18 protein-coding genes and 1 tRNA gene are annotated in these 18,641 nt (G+C 61.8%); 12 read left to right on the top strand and 7 right to left on the bottom strand.

Going from position 1 to position 18,641, the window contains the following annotated elements; translation table 11 throughout:
• Together JAO85_RS08035 and mutM are read right to left on the bottom strand one after the other, a co-directional pair.
• Complete coding sequence (locus tag JAO85_RS08035; protein WP_012837141.1) at positions 1 to 1,998, bottom strand: dynamin family protein; 1,998 nt, start codon at positions 1,996 to 1,998, stop codon at positions 1 to 3.
• Between the two features lie 267 nt (positions 1,999 to 2,265).
• Positions 2,266 to 3,105: a bifunctional DNA-formamidopyrimidine glycosylase/DNA-(apurinic or apyrimidinic site) lyase gene (gene mutM / locus JAO85_RS08040; protein ID WP_202787861.1), complete on the bottom strand. Its 840-nt coding sequence runs from the start codon at positions 3,103 to 3,105 to the stop codon at positions 2,266 to 2,268.
• A 50-nt stretch (positions 3,106 to 3,155) separates the two neighbouring features.
• Between mutM and JAO85_RS08045 the strand changes: the two genes are divergently transcribed.
• The 7 genes from JAO85_RS08045 (at position 3,156) to pth (ending at position 9,043) form a co-directional block, all read left to right on the top strand.
• Positions 3,156 to 4,943, top strand: a complete 1,788-nt coding sequence (locus JAO85_RS08045; RefSeq protein ID WP_003066042.1) for a tetratricopeptide repeat protein — start codon at positions 3,156 to 3,158, stop codon at positions 4,941 to 4,943.
• On the top strand, positions 4,940 to 5,461 hold the full coding sequence (locus JAO85_RS08050) for a lipoprotein insertase outer membrane protein LolB (RefSeq protein WP_039049638.1): 522 nt from the start codon (positions 4,940 to 4,942) through the stop codon (positions 5,459 to 5,461). The genes JAO85_RS08045 and JAO85_RS08050 overlap by 4 nt, the downstream gene beginning before the upstream one ends.
• 59 nt (positions 5,462 to 5,520) lie before the next feature.
• Entirely contained in the window at positions 5,521 to 6,384 is an 864-nt protein-coding gene (gene ispE / locus JAO85_RS08055) for a 4-(cytidine 5'-diphospho)-2-C-methyl-D-erythritol kinase (protein WP_039049637.1), read from the top strand.
• Between the two features lie 30 nt (positions 6,385 to 6,414).
• Positions 6,415 to 6,491, top strand: a tRNA-Gln gene (locus tag JAO85_RS08060).
• A 44-nt stretch (positions 6,492 to 6,535) separates the two neighbouring features.
• Positions 6,536 to 7,495 carry a ribose-phosphate pyrophosphokinase gene (locus JAO85_RS08065; RefSeq protein ID WP_003066035.1) on the top strand — a complete coding sequence of 320 codons (960 nt, stop codon included), beginning with the start codon at positions 6,536 to 6,538 and terminating at the stop codon, positions 7,493 to 7,495.
• Between the two features lie 156 nt (positions 7,496 to 7,651).
• Positions 7,652 to 8,275 (top strand): 50S ribosomal protein L25/general stress protein Ctc, encoded by a 624-nt coding sequence (locus tag JAO85_RS08070; protein WP_012837137.1) that lies wholly within the window; start codon positions 7,652 to 7,654, stop codon positions 8,273 to 8,275.
• A 129-nt stretch (positions 8,276 to 8,404) separates the two neighbouring features.
• A complete protein-coding gene (gene pth, locus JAO85_RS08075; protein ID WP_039049636.1) occupies positions 8,405 to 9,043 on the top strand; it encodes an aminoacyl-tRNA hydrolase in 639 nt (212 codons plus the stop codon).
• Between the two features lie 80 nt (positions 9,044 to 9,123).
• On the opposite strand, the gene JAO85_RS08080 is transcribed toward pth, so the two are convergent.
• Positions 9,124 to 9,384 (bottom strand): YfhL family 4Fe-4S dicluster ferredoxin, encoded by a 261-nt coding sequence (locus tag JAO85_RS08080; RefSeq protein WP_003073919.1) that lies wholly within the window; start codon positions 9,382 to 9,384, stop codon positions 9,124 to 9,126.
• Between the two features lie 175 nt (positions 9,385 to 9,559).
• Here JAO85_RS08080 and JAO85_RS08085 point away from each other — a divergent pair, with 175 nt between their 5' ends.
• From JAO85_RS08085 to JAO85_RS08105, 5 genes are all read left to right on the top strand, one after another.
• Positions 9,560 to 10,522, top strand: a complete 963-nt coding sequence (locus JAO85_RS08085; RefSeq protein WP_039049635.1) for an ABC transporter permease — start codon at positions 9,560 to 9,562, stop codon at positions 10,520 to 10,522.
• On the top strand, positions 10,519 to 11,424 hold the full coding sequence (locus JAO85_RS08090) for an ABC transporter permease (protein WP_202787862.1): 906 nt from the start codon (positions 10,519 to 10,521) through the stop codon (positions 11,422 to 11,424). The genes JAO85_RS08085 and JAO85_RS08090 overlap by 4 nt, the downstream gene beginning before the upstream one ends.
• Positions 11,425 to 11,430: 6 nt before the next feature.
• Entirely contained in the window at positions 11,431 to 12,459 is a 1,029-nt protein-coding gene (locus JAO85_RS08095; RefSeq protein WP_202787863.1) for an ABC transporter ATP-binding protein, read from the top strand.
• Positions 12,456 to 13,286 carry an ATP-binding cassette domain-containing protein gene (locus JAO85_RS08100; RefSeq protein ID WP_202787864.1) on the top strand — a complete coding sequence of 277 codons (831 nt, stop codon included), beginning with the start codon at positions 12,456 to 12,458 and terminating at the stop codon, positions 13,284 to 13,286. The genes JAO85_RS08095 and JAO85_RS08100 overlap by 4 nt, the downstream gene beginning before the upstream one ends.
• Before the next feature lie 171 nt (positions 13,287 to 13,457).
• Entirely contained in the window at positions 13,458 to 14,945 is a 1,488-nt protein-coding gene (locus JAO85_RS08105) for an ABC transporter substrate-binding protein (protein ID WP_003066019.1), read from the top strand.
• Positions 14,946 to 15,144: 199 nt separating this feature from the next.
• Here JAO85_RS08105 and JAO85_RS08110 read toward each other — a convergent pair whose 3' ends face one another.
• The 4 genes from JAO85_RS08110 to JAO85_RS08125 form a co-directional block, all read right to left on the bottom strand.
• On the bottom strand, positions 15,145 to 15,792 hold the full coding sequence (locus JAO85_RS08110; RefSeq protein WP_003066017.1) for a LysE family translocator: 648 nt from the start codon (positions 15,790 to 15,792) through the stop codon (positions 15,145 to 15,147).
• A 78-nt stretch (positions 15,793 to 15,870) separates the two neighbouring features.
• Entirely contained in the window at positions 15,871 to 16,761 is an 891-nt protein-coding gene (locus JAO85_RS08115) for a DMT family transporter (protein WP_003066016.1), read from the bottom strand.
• A gap of 176 nt (positions 16,762 to 16,937) precedes the next feature.
• Positions 16,938 to 17,660: a GTP cyclohydrolase I gene (gene folE, locus JAO85_RS08120; protein WP_003073932.1), complete on the bottom strand. Its 723-nt coding sequence runs from the start codon at positions 17,658 to 17,660 to the stop codon at positions 16,938 to 16,940.
• 205 nt (positions 17,661 to 17,865) lie between these two features.
• On the bottom strand, positions 17,866 to 18,630 hold the full coding sequence (locus JAO85_RS08125) for an endonuclease/exonuclease/phosphatase family protein (protein ID WP_202787865.1): 765 nt from the start codon (positions 18,628 to 18,630) through the stop codon (positions 17,866 to 17,868).
• Between the last annotated feature and the right edge of the window lie 11 nt (positions 18,631 to 18,641).

Below are 18,641 nucleotides of genomic sequence, written 5' to 3' on the forward strand. Positions count from 1 at the left end.
TCAAGCTACCAGGTTGATGTCCAACGGCATGGACGCGGCCTGCGGCCGCTCGGCCGCAATCGGATCCAGCAATTGTGCCGATGCGCTGATCAGCTGCGTCTGCAGCATGCCCAGGCGGGCTTGTGCATTTTCCATGTCTGCAATGCGCTCCTCCAGCTCAGTGGCTGCACCGCTGATCCGGTCCACAGCCTCCAGGCGGCGCGTGTAACTGCGTTTACGTTCGCGCAATTGTGCATCGACTGGTGCAGTCAGTGATTTGCTCCACATATCCACGTCGTTCGATGCCGCTTCAAACACCGTGCGCAGACGCAGCGCCAGAGCTTTGATCAGGCGCTGCGAAAAGTCGACACTGCCGAGCCTGATGACACTGCCAAGCCCCAGATACTGGGTGTAACTGCCTTCGATGCTGCGCAAGTCGTCCTTGAGCTCGGACAGCACCAGTTGCGGCGGTGTCTGCAGGGAGAAGCCAAACTCCGCATTGAGCTCCTTGAACGAGGAGCTCATCATTGCCTGGATCTCATCGGCCTGGTCCTGCGCCTTTGCAGCCACGGCATGCAGGCGCTCGAAAGTCTGCTCATAGACCTTGCGCAGGCCAAGTTTGAGCCCACGCTGATCCAGCGCTTCTTTCAGCTCGGCCAGTTCGGCCTTCAAAGTGCTCGAGCTCAGAAGCAGGAAAAGCTCCTTGAGCATGCGCATATGGATGTTGCGCATGGCCTGGATGCGGCTGGCACTCTGGTCGAATTCCTTGTGCTCGGCCTCGATACGGGCACGCATGCCGGCAATCACCGCCGCATTCTTGCCGCGCAGGCCGCAGAGCTCGGCCAACTGGTCGTCGAGATCGCCGCGGCGCATATTGATGACGCGCTCCACCTGCGACTGCAGTTGTTGCACATTGGTGCGCACAGCGGCCTGCAGCACTTTCTGGCGCTGCCCCATGATGCCATTGGCCAGAAGATCTTCAAAAGCGGGCAGACCGCTGGCCTGAAGCAGGCTGTCGTTACGCCCCACCTTGGCGACCAGCCCCTTCTGGGCGGAGATGGGCAGCACGCGCTCCAGCGCCACCCCCAGCAACTGTGCCGAGTCCTGCTGCTGACGGCGCAACTGGGCCTGCACCTGCGCGCCGGAACTCAGACTGTCCCACAGCGTATCCACCTTGTTGAGCACCACCAGACGCGATGCAGCCAGGGCATCATCGCCCCCCGCCTTGCCGGCTCCTGCCGGCAGCACATGGTCACGCCAGATGGCAAGGTCGGACTTGGTCACGCCGGTATCGGCGCCCAGCACAAAGACCACGGCATGTGCCTGGGGTATCAGATTGACGGTCAGCTCCGGCTCGGCCCCCACGGCATTCAGACCAGGCGTGTCGAGAATCACCAGTCCCTGCTTGAGCAGAGGATGGGGCATATTGATCAAGGCATGGCGCCACATCGGCACTTCGACCCAGCCGTCGGCATCGACCATGGGGTTGTCGGCAGCCTCGTCGTCATGCCAAAAGCCCCAGGCCCTGGCCTGATCGATGGAGACCTTGCGCACCTCCGCCACCTTGGCCAGCGTGTCGGATATCTGCTGCGCATCGGCGATATCCAGCGGCTGCTGCACCCAGGCGTCGGGACGCATGCGCCACTGGCCGAGGCTCTCCGGCGACTCTCTGGTATCAATGGGCAGCAGACGCAGACAAGGCGGCAGCTCCGGCTCCCAGCCCAGCTCCGCCGGACACATGGTGGTGCGGCCTGCACTGGCCGGCATCAGCCGGCGGCCGTAATGGGCAAAGAAGACAGCGTTGATCAGCTCGGATTTGCCGCGCGAGAACTCGGCCACGAAGGCAACCATGACCTTGTCGGTGCGCATCTGCTCTTCCAGTCTCTGCAAGCGCTCCTGCACCGAGGCGTCCAGCAGATCCTGGGCAATCAACCATTCACGCAGCTCCTGCAGTTGGGTGGCAAAACCCCGTCGCCATGCGCCATACTGACCAAACTGCTCGTTGAATGAAGCTGACACATCTACCCCTCTTGTTTGTCTGAGTCGCCGGGTCAGCCAAGGCTGACCGCCTGATCAATATATAGCATTGCCCCTTGACAGCATCTACGGCTCTTCCAGAGGCTGGCCTGATATCTCCAGCCGCCAAGTATCTTCGCGCAACGGCGCAGAACAGCGCCAATGCCTGGGCACTGGCGACGCCTCTGAGGCATATCAAGCATCAAAATGAAATTGTGACGTCAAAACATGCCTGAACGCATACTCAAGCTGCGGTATTAGCTATCAAATTCAGAGAGTTTTCGCGGCCTTCTGGCAGCGGGCGCAGTAATAGGTGCTGCGCTGCCCCTGGCGCATGAGCTGGATGGCGGCGCCGCAATGCGAGCACGGCAGGCCATCGCGGCCATAAACCTGGGCCTCCAGCTGAAAGTGCCCTTCCATGCCGTTGGCCGCGGAAAAATCGCGCAAGGTCGTGCTGCCTTTCTCCACCGCCAAGGCCAGCACGGAGCGAATGGCCTCATACAAAACCTTGACCTTGCGCCTGCCCACATCGCGCGCCGGTGTTGTCGGGTGAATCCGCGAGAGAAACAACACCTCGGAAGCATAGATATTGCCGACACCGACGACCACGCTGCCGCTGAGCAGCAGCTGCTTGATGGGCGAGCGACTGGCAGCCAGCCCGGCTTGAAAGGCGTCCAGCGTGAATCCGTCGCTCAGCGGCTCCATACCCAGATGGTCAAGCAGCTTGCGCGCCAGGACATCGCCTTCATCCGGAACATAGATCACGGCTCCGAAGCGGCGCGGATCATGCAGACGCAGCAAGCCGCGCGATGTCTGCAGGTCGAAGTGATCATGCGCTCCGCCAGTACCCAGCGGCTCCTCGTCGCGGCCCGCAAAGCGCAGACTGCCAGACATGCCCAGGTGCATGAGCAGCAGACCCTCGCTCAGGTCCAGCAGCAGATACTTGCCGCGTCTGCGCACGCCCAGCACGACTCTGCCGACCAGTGCCTGCGGCAACAGCCCCAGAGGCCAGCGCAGGGGCTTTCCCAAGGTGGCTTTCTCAATCTGCGCACCCGCAATGCGGTCAGCAAAAGAGCGGCGCGTAACCTCGACTTCGGGCAACTCAGGCATGCAATCTCATCTTCGCCAAGTGTTCAACAAGCTTGGATTATTATGAGCCGATGGTTCATCCTCTACGTTTTCAGGGACTCGCCGTGGCCGCCGTTCTGGCCATGGGATCGGCAATCGCATCCGCCCAGACCGCTGACCCGCCATCCCAGCAGGACAAGATCGAGCAAAGCACCGATCTCGAACAGGCCGCGGAGCGTGAGAATGAGCAAGCAGCCCTCTCTGCCGAGCTGTTCTACGAAATCCTGGTGGGAGAGATGGCCGCTCAGGAAGGCGCCCTGACGGACGCCCAGGCCCTGATGATGGAGGCTGCGCGCAGCAGCAACAACGAAAAGCTCTATCGCCGCGCCACCGAACTTGCCATTCAGTCCCGCTCGGGCGACCGCGCACTGCGCAATGCCCGCGCCTGGCTGGAGGCCTACCCCGAATCACGCGATGCCAACCGCGCAGTGCTGCGCATTCTGGTGGTGATGAACCGCATTGCAGACTCGGCCAGCTATCTGCGTCGAGAGGTCGAGCTGACCCCTCAAGCCAATCGCAGCACCACTTTTCTGGCCATCACCCAGCTCTACAACAATGCCTCGGACAAGCCTCTGGCCGCCGATGTGGTCGAGCAAGCGCTGGAAATCGATTTAAAGGACCCGAAGAACGGCCCCATGGCCTGGGCCGCCATAGGCCATATGCGCCTGATCGCCGGTCAAAAGCCTGCCGCCCTGCAGGCGCTGCAGAACGGCGCCAAGCTGGGTCCTGAATCGGGTGCCGTCGCCTTGCTGGCCATGGAACTGCTGGAATCGGGTTCCGCCGAAGTGGAGCCGCTGGTCAAGCGCTATCTTGAAAAGAATCATTCGCCACAACTGCGCCTGACCTATGCCCGCGTGCTGCTGGGACAAAAACGCAACGCCGATGCCAAGACCCAGTTGCAGCTCATAACGCGCGAGGCGCCCGAATTTCCGGAAGCCTGGGTCATGCTCGCCAATTTGCAATTGCAGGATGGCGAGCTGGATGCTGCCGACGTTTCCCTGACACAGTTCAGCGCTCTGCTGCCCAAGCTGCCTGAGGGTGTGGGTCGCGCTGCTGGCGAATCCCAGCTCTATCTGCTCAGGGCCGATCTGGCCGAGAAGCGTCAGCGCTACGACGAAGCCGACATCTATCTGCAGCGCATTCCCGATGCCGCCAACCTGCTCAGCGTGCAGGCTCGGCGCGCCGATCTGCTGGCTCGCCAGGGCAAGGTGAAGGAAGCTCGCGCCCTGATCCAGGCCATTCCTGCAAACGGTCCCAACCAGAAGCGCCTCAAGCAGATTGCCGAGGTGCAGCTACTGCGCGACGCAGGCCTGAACAAGGAAGCCTATGCGCTGCAAGCTCAGCTGCTGAGCCAGGCACCCGATGATGTGGAGCTGGCCTACGACACCGCCTTGCTCGCGGAAAGAGCCGGAAACTTCAGCGAGATGGAGCGCCTGCTGCGCGACATCATCAAGCGCAAACCCGATTTCAAGCATGCGTACAACGCACTGGGGTACTCCTACGCTGATCGCGGCATCAAGCTGGAAGAAGCTCAGACCTTGATCCAGACCGCTCTGGACATGCAGCCCGGCGATCCATTCATCACCGACAGCCTGGCCTGGGTGCATTTCCGCCGCGGCAATCTGGACGAAGCCGAAAAACTGCTGGAGCAGGCCTATGCCACGCGCCAGGATGCGGAAATTGCCGCCCACCTGGGGGAAGTTCTCTGGGCCCAAGGCAAGCAAGACCGCGCCCAACTCATCTGGCGCCAGGGCATGAAGGCAGACAGCAGCAATGACACTCTGCTGGAAACCCTCAAACGCCACAAAGTGACGCCATGAAGCGCAGGCCGACTTTCTTGAAAATTCTGCCAGCCCTAGGGCTGGCTCTGGGAGTGGCCATGCTCGGCGGCTGCGCCCAACCGGCACGGCAGCTGCAGCTCGATGCGACGGCCAGTCACCACTGGTCCGGCCGCATGGCGCTGCAGGTCCAGGATGCCCGGCAGCAATCCTTCAGCGCCGGTTTTGAGCTGCAAGGCCAGCCCGAGAGCGGAACACTGCTGGTCTTCAACCCGCTGGGATCCATCATGGCCCGCCTGCAATGGACGCGTGCCGGAGCCACCTTGCAACAGGGCGATCAGATCACCCAGTCAGACTCCCTGCCTGAACTCATCACCCGCATGACAGGCAGCGAGATTCCCGTCACCGCGCTGTTCGACTGGCTGCAAGGCAAGAACACGGCTGTGACCGGCTGGCAGACAGATCTTTCGCGCATCAGCGATGGCCGCCTGCGTGCCGACCGCATCAGCCCGCCACCCGAGGCTTCCTTGCGCATCGTTCTCGATCAGGACGCTCGCTGACTGGCCGGCAGCCCGGTGCTATCGTTGCACCGTTTTTCTCTTACTGACACATACACGCCATGCACTCGCTCTATGACGTGCCGGCCCCGGCCAAGCTCAACCTTTTTTTGCATATTACCGGCCGCAGGCCTGACGGCTATCACCTGCTGGAATCCGTCTTCATGCTCATCGACTGGCATGATGTGCTGCATCTCGAGCGCACGGTCAGCAGCCAGATCAGCCGTGAAGACCTCAACGGCGTTGCCCTGCCTGCCGATGATCTGATCACACGCGCGGCCCGAGCCCTGCAGCAAGCCACAGGCTGCACGCAAGGCGTGCGCATAGGGATTGAAAAGCACCTGCCCGCCCAAGCCGGCATGGGGGGCGGCTCATCCGATGCGGCCAGCACGCTGATGGCATTGAACCGCCTCTGGAATCTGAAGCTCTCGCGCCAGGAACTGCAAAACATAGGCTTGAAGCTCGGCGCCGATGTCCCCTTTTTCCTCTGCGGTCACTCGGCCTGGGTCAGCGGCATCGGCGAAATCATCACCCCGCTGACAGGCCGCAATGCCTTGCCGGAGCAGCAGTTCCTGGTGGTCAAGCCCGAACAAGGCCTGGAAACGGGCAAGATTTTTTCCAGCGAGCTCCTGAAACGCGACACAAAGCCTGCTATAGTTGCGGACTTCGCTGCGAATCACTTCGGCTTTGGCCGAAACGACCTGCAGCCGGTCGCTGAAGGCTTGCAGCCCGAGGTAATGAAAGTCAGAAGCTGGCTCGAATCACTCAAATTGCATGCTACAATGACGGGCTCTGGAAGTGCGGTATTTGCACCGATAACGCAAAGCATTGATTTGAGCTGTGCTCCTGGCACATGGCAGATCAAGATTTGCAGAAATCTGGAAAAACACCCACTTAATAGCTGGATTCCAGAGAACAAGTTATAAGGCTTTTTGTTTTCGACAGAAGGCCTGTGTAGGGGAGTCGCCAAGTTGGTTAAGGCACCGGATTTTGATTCCGGCATGCGAAGGTTCGAATCCTTCTTCCCCTGCCAAACATCTTCTTGCGTCATAGCAACCCACAGCACTGGGACGCACAATGCATTCACATCACTCTGATTTCATGGTCTTCACAGGCAATGCCAATGCTGGCATGGCCGAAGAGATTGTTAAGCACCTCGGCACCTCTCTTGGTGCTGCTGACGTTGGCCGCTTCTCCGATGGAGAAGTCGCGGTCGAGATCAAGCAGAACGTTCGCGCCCGCGACGTTTTCGTGGTGCAGTCCACCTGCGCTCCGACCAACGACAACCTGATGGAGTTGCTGGTCATGGTCGATGCCCTCAAGCGTGCATCAGCCGAGCGCATCTGCGCCGTGATCCCCTACTTCGGCTATGCCCGTCAGGACCGCCGCCCCCGCTCCAGCCGCGTGCCCATCACCGCCAAGGTGGTGGCCAACATGCTGCAGGCCGTAGGTGTCGAACGCGTGCTGACCATGGACCTGCACGCCGACCAGATTCAGGGTTTCTTCGACATCCCCGTGGACAACATCTACGCCACCCCCGTGCTGCTGGGTGACCTGCGTCAGAAGAACTACGAAGACCTGATCGTCGTCTCCCCCGACGTTGGCGGTGTGGTGCGTGCTCGCGCCCTGGCCAAGGAACTGGGTTGCGATCTGGCCATCATCGACAAGCGTCGCCCCAAGGCGAACGTGTCCGAAGTCATGCACGTGATCGGCGATATCGACGGCCGCAACTGCGTGATCATGGACGACATGATCGACACTGCCGGCACGCTGGTGAAGGCAGCCGAAGTGCTCAAGCAGCGCGGCGCCAAGAACGTGTACGCCTACTGCTCGCACCCCATCTTCTCGGGCCCGGCACTGGAGCGCATCGGCAACGGCAGCGCTCTGGACGAAGTGGTTGTGACCAACACCATTCCTCTGAGCCCCGCAGCACAGCAGTGCGGCAAGATTCGCCAGCTGTCCGTGGCCGGCCTGTTTGCCGAGACAATTCACCGCATTTCCACAGGTGATTCGGTGAGCAGTCTGTTTACCGCTTAAAATCTCTGGTTTTTCGGCCTTGAGCCCAAGCAAACCTCCTTCGGGAGGTTTGAGCGTTTCGAGGCCACCGCAAGAATCCACGGCCTTGCTGCAAGGTGCAGATTCTTTTATCAATCGGGCGAGACTGGTCGCGGTCCGCCCATCTAGGAGTTAGTTATGCAATTCGTCGCTACTGAGCGCGCCAAGCAAGGTACGGGTGCGAGCCGCCGTCTGCGTCTGTCGGGCAAGACCCCCGGTATCGTCTACGGTGCTGGTGAAGCCCAACTGATCGAAATCGATCACAACGCCCTGTGGCACGCTGTGCACAAGGAAGCTTTCCACTCCAGCATCCTGGACATGGAAATCAACGGTCAAGTGACCAAGGTCGTGCTGCGCGACGTGCAGTTCCACCCCTACAAGAAGCTGGTGCAACACATCGACTTCCAGCGCGTGGACGGCAACACCAAGCTGCACATGAACGTGCCCCTGCACTTCGAAGGCACTGCTGAATCCCCCGCCGTGAAGGTCGAGAACTGCACCGTGACTCCTCTGATGCACGAGCTGCAAGTGATCTGCGAACCCGCAAACCTGCCCGAGTTCATCAAGGTGGACCTGAGCGCCCTGACTTCCAAGTCCGTGCTGGGCCTGCAAGCTCTGAAGCTGCCCAACGGCGTGAAGGCTGTGGTGCGTGGCGCCAACAAGAACCCTTCGCTGATCTCCATCAAGCTGCCCGAAGTGGCTCCTGCCGAAGGCGCCGCACCTGCTCCCGCAGCTGCTCCCGCCAAGAAGGGCAAGAAGTAATTCTTGTGTCTTCGGTACGGCGCCTGCCGCTGTACTTCAAGAAAAGGCCCACCTCGGTGGGCTTTTTCTTTGGTCCATGCACAACAGCCCCCGCCCGCCCAGCTTTGCTGGCAAGAAGATAATCGAGCAATGATCAAACTGTTTGTCGGCCTCGGCAATCCTGGCCCTGAATATGAAGACACCCGGCACAATGCCGGCTTCTGGTGGATTGATGCGCTGGCGCGCGAACTCAAGGTCAACCTGGTTCCCGAACGCAGCTACTGGGGACTGATGGCCCGCACCAGCATCCACGGCCAGAGCATCTGGCTGCTGGAGCCGCAGACCTTCATGAATCTCTCGGGCAAGTCGGTAGGCACACTGGCCCGCTTCTTCAAGATTCAGCCCGAGGAAATCCTGGTCGTGCATGACGAGCTGGACTTCGAGCCCGGCGTGGTCAAACTCAAGCTCGGCGGCAGCCATGGCGGCCACAACGGCTTGCGCGATATCCATGCCCAGCTGGGCTCGCCCAATTACTGGCGTCTGCGCGTAGGCATAGGCCACCCCGGCCACAAGGGCGAGGTCGCCAGCTGGGTACTCAAAAAGCCGGCCCCCGACCAGCTCAAGCTGATTGAAGACGCCATCGCACATTCGCTCAAGGCCTGGCCCGATATGGTGGCCGGCCAGATGGACAAGGCGACTCTCGCGATTCACACCACCAAGGCACCACGCCCCAAGCCGCCCCGCAAGCCTGCGCCCGACGCTGCCCAGCCCGCAGCTGGCGAGGCCTGAACCCGAGGCAGAATGAAAAATAGCTCCTAAATAAGGAGCTATTTGCGATTGATATACAAGTAATTCAGGCTAAAAAAGCCTTAACTTTCTTTCTTGGCCTGCGTAAGCTGCTCATATTTTTTGAACAGAACCTCACGGCTTTCGATGTACTCCGGATTCACCGGTATGCAGGCCACGGGGCAGATCTGCACGCACTGGGGCTCGTCAAAGTGGCCCACGCACTCGGTGCACTTGTGCGGGTCGATTTCGTAGAACTCCTCACCCATATAGATGGCATCGTTGGGGCACTCGGGCTCGCACACATCACAGTTGATGCATTCATCGGTAATCATCAATGCCATGTGCCAGCTCCTGTGCAGTTCTCGGTATCGGCCCACATTATCCCAAGCTCCCCAAGACATGGCAGCATCCAGGACAAAGCTGCCCCCTCTCGGACGCGGCACAATTGCCACTATGCTGCGCAGCACGCAAACACCGCGTCTGAGCCCACTTCACGATGAAACAACGCCCCACGCCATGAGCATCTTCTTGCTCAAACGCCTGCTTACGCTGGTCGCCACATTGATCGGTGCCTCCATCGTGGTTTTCGCCGTGCTGGAAGTCCTGCCCGGCGATGCAGCCCAGATGCTCATGGGCCCCGATGCCGAGCCCGAGACCGTGACGGCCATGGTTCAGCAACTGGGCCTGGACCAGCCCGCGCTGACGCGCTACTGGCAGTGGATAGCCGGCTTGCTGCACGGCGACATGGGCGACAGCTACGTCTATGGCTCGCCCGTGGCCGAACTGGTCTGGGAACGCCTTGCGGTCACCGTGCCGCTGGCCGTCATGGCCATGTGCATCACCGCCGTGCTGGCCATTGCTGCGGGAGTGTTTGCGGCCGCCAACCACAAACGCTGGGGCGATGCAGGCCTCATGGGCCTGGCCCAGATCGGCATTGCCATCCCCAACTTCTGGTTTGCGATTCTTCTGATCCTGCTGTTCTCGGTGAAGCTGCAATGGTTCTCGGCCGGCGGCTTTCCGGGTTGGAGCGAAGAGGCAGGCGGCGGCTTCTGGCCTGCACTGCAGGCACTGCTGCTGCCTGCCGTTGCGCTGGCCGTGGTGCAGGCCGCCATCCTGGCACGCATCACCCGCTCTGCGGTGCTGGAGGTGCTGCGCGAGGACTTTGTGCGCACGGCCCGCGCCAAGGGGCTTTCACGCGGCGCGGCGCTCTGGCGTCATGTGCTGCGCAACGCCATGATTCCCGTCGTCACCGTCATGGGCCTGCAGTTCGCCAATCTTCTGGCAGGCACCATCGTGGTGGAGAACGTGTTCTATCTGCCGGGCCTGGGCCGGCTGATCTTTCAATCCATTTCCAACCGAGATGTGATCGTGGTGCGCAACTGCGTGCTGCTGCTGGCCGCCATGGTGGTGGTGGTGAATTTTGTCGTCGACGTGCTTTATGCCGCCATCGACCCCCGCATCAAGGCCAGCGATATATGAGCAGGCAGACCGATACCCGCGCCAGCGTGAGCGACTACCCGACACGCGCCTTCACGCGCACACAGCCCCAAGGCTTTGGCCGACGCGCCTTGCAGCACCGCAGCTTTGTGCTCGGCGCCCTGCTCACGACCTTGCTGATTGTCGCCGCGCTGCTGTCTTTTGCCTGGACCCCCGGCTCGGCCTATGAAGTGGATATGGACGCAGCCCTGCAGGCCAGCAGCAGCCGACACTGGCTGGGCACCGATGCCTTCGGGCGCGATATTGCCTCGCAGATTCTGGTCGGCTCACGTGCATCGATTGCCGTGGGCCTGATCGCCGTGGGTATAGGTCTGACGCTGGGCGTGGTGCTGGGCCTGGTCGCCGCTGCACGCCGCGGCTGGGTGGAGGAAATCATCATGCGGCTGGCGGACTTCACCTTTGCCTTTCCAGCCCTGCTCTCGGCCATCATGCTCACAGCCGTGTTTGGAGCCGGCATGGTCAATGCCATCATTGCCATCGGCATCTTCAACATCCCCACCTTTGCGCGCATCACCCGCGCCTCGGCCAATGCCATCTGGGCGCGCGACTACGTGCTGGCCGCGCGCGCCTGCGGCAAAAGCCGAAGTGCCATCACTTTGCAGCATGTGCTGCCCAATATTGCGGCCGTACTCGTCGTGCAGGCTACCATTCAGTTTGCACTGGCCATTCTGGCCGAGGCCGCCCTATCCTATCTGGGCCTGGGCACGCAGCCGCCCCAGCCATCCTGGGGACGCATGCTCAGCGAAGCCCAGACCCTGATGTTCCAGGCGCCGCTGCTGGCCGTCTGGCCCGGCCTGGCAATCGCCTTGTCGGTGCTGGGCCTGAACCTGCTGGGCGACGGTCTGCGCGACCTGCTGGACCCCCGACTGACACGCGAGCGTTGAATCACCATGGCTTTGCTTGAAGTCTCCAACCTCACCATCAATCTGCAGACCCACCGCGGCCGGGCTCAGGCCGTGCGCGATGTGAGCTTTACGCTGGAGCGCGGTGCCACACTGGGCCTGATCGGCGAATCGGGCTGCGGTAAATCGCTGACGGCATTGGCGCTGATGGGCCTGCTGCCCGAACACGCACAGGTGGAAGGCAGCATCCAGCTGGACGGCCAGGAACTGCTGGGCCTGAGCGAGCGCCAGCTCTGCGCCCTGCGCGGCAACCGCATGGCCATGGTGTTTCAGGAACCCATGAGTGCCCTCAACCCCGTGCACAGCATCGGCCGCCAAGTGGCAGAGCCGCTGCGGCTTCATCTGGGAATGAGCCGCGCCCAGGCCCGCGCCCGCGCCACCGAGCTGCTGGAGAGAGTGGGCATTGCACAGGCTGCGCAGCGGCTCGATGAATATCCGCACCAGTTCTCCGGCGGCCAGCGCCAGCGCATCATGATTGCCATGGCTCTGGCCTGCGGTCCCGATCTGCTGGTGGCCGACGAGCCCACCACAGCCCTGGATGTGACGGTTCAGCAGCGCATTCTGGATCTGCTGCAGGAGCTGGTGGCCGAGCATTCCATGGCGCTGGTGCTCATCAGCCATGATCTGGGTGTGATTGCCCAGAATGCGGAGCAGCTGCTGGTCATGTATGGCGGCACCGTGGTCGAATCCGGCATGACGGAAGCGGTGTTCGCCAGGCGCGCCCACCCCTATACGCGCGGCCTGTTTGCTGCACGCCCGCAACTCCACGCCACAGAAGGTACAGTCCATCTGCCCACCATTGCCGGAGCCGTGCCGGAGCTCGTGGACCTGCCCGCAGGCTGCCCGTTTGCGGGCCGCTGCGCCCATACTCAGAACGAGTGCTATGTGGAGCGCCCCCAGCCTCGCACGCTGCACCAGCCCAGCATGGCGGCACCTGCCTCTCTCGCTTCCTGGCGCCAGCCCCATGTGGCACGCTGCCTGTATGAACAGGTGCTGACGGCAGGAGCAAGGACATGAACGAGCCAGCCGAAACCTCTGAAGCTGGAACCAGCAGCGCAATCTTGCTCAGGGTTAGCGGCCTGAAACGCGCATATTCACGCTCCCGTACATCGCTGTGGCACAAGCCCGAGCCGCTGCAGGCGCTGCGCGGCGTGAGTTTCGAGCTGCAGGGCGGACAAAGCCTGGGCGTGGTCGGCGAATCCGGCTCCGGCAAGTCCACGCTGGCACGTCTGGTCATGGCTCTGGACCGCCCCAGCGAAGGCAGGGTGGAACTGCTGGGCCGCAATCTGCACCTGCTGTCCGAACAGGAACTGCGCGCCGCGCGGCGCGACTTCCAGATGGTGTTTCAGGACCCCTATGGGTCGCTGGACCCGCGCATGACAGTGGAAGCCATCGTCAGCGAGCCTTTGGGAACGACTCATGAGAAGCTCAGTCGACCTGCCAGGCGCCAGCAGGTGCTGAGCGTGCTCGACCAGGTCGGTCTGCGCGCGCAGGACGCCGACAAATATCCGCACGAGTTCTCCGGCGGCCAACGCCAGCGCATCGCCATTGCCCGCGCTCTGATAACCCGCCCCCGCCTGATCGTGGCCGACGAGCCGGTCAGCGCGCTCGATGTCTCGGTACAGGCCCAGGTGCTCAATCTCATGCAGGACCTGCAGCGCGAGCTGGGCCTGTCCTATCTGTTCATCAGCCATGATCTGGCCGTGGTCCAGCATGTCTGCGATCAGGTCATAGTGCTCCATCAGGGTGAAGTGGTGGAGCGCGGCACACCGCGCAAGCTGTTCTCCGCCCCCGAGCACCCCTATACCCAGGCCTTGGTCAAGGCCGCACCGCGAGTCATCTGAACCGGGCCGGCAAACAGTTGTTCACACTCGCAGCAGCGATATGCCTGCGACCACTGCAAAGACTGCTCCGACTGGTGTAAAAACGCATATGAAACAAGTCCGCTCCCCGCGATGACTTGCAGCGCTTTTGATGGCCCCATGCGGCCAGCCCCCCCATCGGAGACTTTGTTGATGCTCAATCGCCGCTCCTTGCTGGCCAGCTCGGCTGCCAGCTTGCCCTTGTTCGCTGCCTGGCCTGCCATGGCCCAGGCCAAGAAAGACAGTGTCACGCTGGCCATGACGCTGGAGCCGCCAGGACTGGACCCCACGGCCGGGGCTGCCTCCTCGATTGCCGAAGTCGTGCTCTACAACGTGTTTGAGACGCTGACCAAGATCAACTCCGACGGCAGCGTCTCGCCTCTGCTGGCCGAAAGCTGGGAAGTCTCGTCCGATCTCAAGACCTATACCTTTCGCCTGCGCAAAGATGTGAAGTTCCAGAACGGAGAGCCCTTCAACGCTGCCGCCGTCAAGTTCTCGTTCGACCGCGCGGCCGCCGACAAAAGCACCAACAAGGACAAGCGCACCTTTGCCAATCTGAGCACCAAGGTCGCCGACGAGCATACGGTGGTGCTGACCAACCAGGAGATCGATCCCGACTTTCTGTTCATGATGGGTCAGGCAACCTCCATCGTTGTCGAACCCAAGAGCGCCACCACCAACGCCAGCAAGCCCGTGGGCACCGGCCCCTACAAGCTGGCGGCCTGGGCCAAGGGTGCATCGGTCACGCTGACCGCCTGGCCCGGCTATCGCTCGGCACAGAGCATTCGCATCAAGCGCGCCGTGTTCCGCTTCATCCCCGATCCCGCAGCACAGGTTGCAGCCCTGCTGGCCGGCGATGTCGATGCCTTCCCGCGCGTCTCGCCGCGCAGCGTGCCCCAGTTCAAAGCCAACGCCCGCTTTCAGGTGGTGGTGAGCAACTCGCGCGCCAAGACCATTCTGGCCATCAACAATGCGCGAAAGCCGCTCAGCGATATCCGCGTGCGCCGTGCCATTGCCGCCGCCATCGATCGCAAGGCCGTGATTGCCGGTGCCGCCGATGGCTATGGCGTGCCCATCGGCAGCTACTATGTGCCCACGGCCTTTGGCTATGTGGACACCACAGGTGTCAACCCCTTTGACCTGGAAAAAGCCAAGGCTCTGATGGCTGAAGCTGGCGTCAAGACCCCGCTGACCCTGACCATGACGCTGCCGCCCGCGCCCTATGCGCGCCAAGGCGGCGAGCTGATTGCAGCCCAGCTGGCCAAGATCGGCATCCAGCTCAAGCTGCAGAATGTGGAATGGGCACAGTGGCTGTCGGGCACCTACACCAACAAGAACTACGACCTGACCATCATTTCGCATGTGGAGCCGTTTGATCTGGGCAACTTTGCCAAGCCCGATTACTACTGGGGCTACCAGTCCCAGGAATTCAACGAACTTTTCGACAAGATCAAGCACACACCGCGCCCCGCCGACCGCGCACGCCTGCTTGGCGACGCCCAGCGCCTGCTGGCGCATGATTCGGTGCACGGCTTTCTCTACACCCCGCAGTGGGTGACCGTGGCAAACAAGAAGCTGCGCGGGCTGTGGAAGGATATGCCGGTGTTTGTCAATGACTTGTCTGCTCTATCCTGGGGATAAGAACGACAAGCTCTCCCTGAGGCGCTACGCGCCTTCCCCCTAGCCGGGCGCCCCTCTCTCTACGTGCTTCGCACACTATGAGAGGGGGACGGAGAGGGACTGAAGGGGACGAAAACCTCGCTGCGGGGCGGCGCGGCCGGCACAGGCCCTTGCTCGCTGCCCCTTTGCTGGGGCGCGCCAGTTTTAAGAGTGTTTGCCTCTAACGTTGCACCATCACAAGGCGAAGTGCGAGCGCACCGAAAACGGTCGCAGCAATGCGGTTCAGCCAGCGCTGGGCGCGCACGGAGCGCTGCAGGATCTGGCCAAAGAGCCCCGAGAAACAGGCGATAGAGCCAAAGACCAGCCAAGCTGCTGCCATGAAGACGCTGCCCAGCACCATGATCTGCACTGGCACGCTGCCGCGAGCGGGGTCGGCGAACTGGGGCAAAAAGGCCAGAAAGAAGATCAGCACCTTGGGGTTGGTCAGGTTCATGACCACGCCTCTGCCCACCCAGCCCATGGCGGAGCGCAGAGTCAGCACATCGCGCTGCTCCTGCGCCCTGGCACTTTCTTCGACGCTGACCGGCGCATGCCATGCACCCCAGGCCAGATAGGCCAGATAGGCAGCGCCGCAGAGCTTGAGCACCGTGAACAGCATGGGCGATGTGGCCACCACGGCCGCCAGTCCCAGTGCCACGGCGGCCGTATGTCCGACAATGCCCAGACACAGGCCCAGCACCACGCAAAGCCCTACGCGCCAGCCGCGCTGTGCCGATTGCACCAGCACAAACAGGTTGTCGGGGCCGGGGCTCAGGCCCAGCAGCAAGGCCACGCCAAAGAATGTGATCAGGACTTCCCAGGTCGGCATTTTCAGCTCTCTTCAAAAACAATAGCTATATGCGATTCATCGGCAAGGGCTACAGGCCTTTTCGACAAACGACTTACTTCAACCCAGCCCCAGTGCCGTCACGCCCAGGGCAATCATCACGGCCCCGGCAATGCGCAAGGCGCGGTCGCCCTCGCCCAGCAACCTGCCGCCGATCAGCGCTGCGAACAACATGGACACCTCGCGCGCCGGCGCGACGTGAGAGATGGGCGCGCTTTGCACGGCATAGAGCACCAGCACATAGGCAATGGGGCTGAAGAAAGCCACCACTGCCGCGTAACGCCATTGCAGACGCCACAGGCGCTTGGTCTCGGGCCAGTCCCGGGCGGCCAGCGGCGCCAGAATCACCAGCCGGATCAGATTGCCCATATAGTCCACCAGAATCGGCGACATCAGCAGCATCTTGACGGCATAGCTGTCCACCACGGTGTAGCTGGCAATGAACAAGCCCGTCAGCAGACCATAGTAGAGGCCCGCGAGCACACGCTGACGCGCCTCCAGGTCCTGTCCGTCGCGAATGGCCACGATCATGCGCGGACCGCCCGCGATCAGGAACACACCCAGCACCACGCCCGCAATGCCGGCAGCCCCCAGCGTTGAAATCTGTTCCCCCAAAAACATCACCGCAACCAGCGATGAGATCAGTGGCCCGCTGCCGCGCGCCAGCGGATAGACCACGGTGAGATCGGCCACGCGGTAGCCGCGCAGCAGCACCACGAAATAAGCCACATGCAGCACGGCGCTGGCGGTGACGAAGGCCCACTCCATCCAGCCCCAGCCCGGCACCACATCCTTGCCCAGCCACCAGCCCAGCGGCAGCCAGATGACGGCATTGCAGATAGCGGTGTAGAGCGAAAAACGGGCATCTCCACCCGCCTTCTTGGCCACGATATTCCAGCCCGAATGGATCAGGCCGGCCAGAATGATGAGAGTGAACGCTTGCAGGGACATGAGAGCCGGAAATGCAAAAGGCCGCGCGATGCGCAGCCCTTCCAAAGATCAGTTTTCAACACAGAACACAACCCACAAACTAGCGTGCCCCAGGCCAGAGACACCGAGCAAGAGCCGCCTCGCGGCGAAGGTGTCGTCCCCCTTCGGGGGAAGGCGCAAAGCGCCACAGGGGGCATTTATTTTCTAGCTGCTATGAGCGACAGGAATTCGCGGCGCAGTTCGGAGTTGGTGAGGAAAGCGCCGCGCATGACGGAGTTCAGCATCTTGGAATCCATCTCGCGCACGCCGCGCCAGGACATGCAGAAATGCGAGGCCTCCATGACCACAGCCAGCCCGTCGGGTCGGGTCTTGTCCATGATCAGGTCGGCCAGCTGGATGATGGCCTCTTCCTGGATCTGTGGGCGACCCATGATCCAGTCCACCAGACGCGCGTACTTGGACAGACCGATCACATTGGTGTTCTTGTTGGGCAGCACGCCGATCCAGATCTTGCCGATCACGGGACACAGGTGGTGACTGCAGGCGCTGCGCACGGTGATCGGGCCGACGATCATCAGCTCGTTCAAGTGTTCGGCGTTGGGGAATTCAGTGATGGCCGGCTGATGCACATAACGGCCGCGGAACACCTCATTCACATACATCTTGGCCACACGGCGGGCCGTGGCGCGCGTGTTGTGGTCATGCACGGTGTCGATGACCATGGAGTCGAGCACGCCCTGCATCTTCTCCTGCACCTCGTCCAGCAGCTTCTCCAGCTCGCCGGGCTCGATGAATTCGGCAATGTTGTCGTTGGCGTGGAAACGTTTCTTAGCTGCCTGCAGCCGCTCGCGGATCTTGACCGAAACGGGTGTTCCTTCGGCTGAGTTGTCTTTTTTCATGTCGGCGAGATCTCTGAACATTCAAGAATGGTACCAGTGAATCAACTTCCCGAAGCTACAAAGGATTTGCCGTCCAGATGCATGTTTACAAGGCGTTGGAAGCTATGGTTTCAGGAGTAATCTCAAAATAAGCATGCACCCGACCGGAGACAGCGAGCAAGCGCCGCCGCGCGGCGAGGCTGTCGCGCCCACCCGAGCAGCAGGCGCGGGGCCGGGATCAGGGCTGCTACAGCTTGAACTCTGCGATCAGCGGCAGATGATCCGACATGCGCCACCAGATGCGCCCCTTGGGCACCTGCAGCCCCAGCGGGGTCAGGCCGCGCACATAGATATGGTCGAGCTGCGCAATCGGCAGCCGCGAAGGGTAGGTCAGAATGCCCTGCGTTTCCTCGTACTCGAACAGGCCGAAACCCGCCAGCATGCGCTTGATCTGGTTGCCCCAGTCATTGAAGTCGCCCGCCACCACCAGCGGCGCATTGGGCGGCACCTCGCGTTCGATGAAACGCTGCAGCAACGCAATCTGGCGAATGCGGCTGCCCGGAATCAGACCCAGGTGCACGACGATGGAGTGCACGCGCTTGCCGTGGATGTCCAGCTCCACATGCAGCAGGCCGCGCTGCTCGAAGCGATGGTCCGAAATGTCCTCGTGCTGGTAGCCGATCACGGGCCAGCGGCTGAGCAGCGCATTGCCGTGCTCGCCGTCCCGGGTGTAGGCATTGGTCAGATAGACGGACTCGTAGCCTTCGGGAGCCAGATACTCGGCCTGCGGCACATTGGGCCAGCGGTCGAAATACTGCTCCTCCTTGCGGTTCATCTTGCGAACCTCCTGAAGGCAGACGATGTCCGCATCGAGCTGCTCCACCGCAAGTCCCAGATTGTGAATCTCCAGCCTCCTGGCAGGGCCCAGGCCCTGCACACCCTTGTGAATGTTGTAGGTGGCCACGCGCAGGATCTGCGGCTCTGCCGGCGTAAACAACTGAACTTCAGACATAGGCACTGTTG

This window comes from Comamonas sp. NyZ500, assembly GCF_016772095.1.
Taxonomy (GTDB): domain Bacteria; phylum Pseudomonadota; class Gammaproteobacteria; order Burkholderiales; family Burkholderiaceae_C; genus Comamonas; species Comamonas thiooxydans.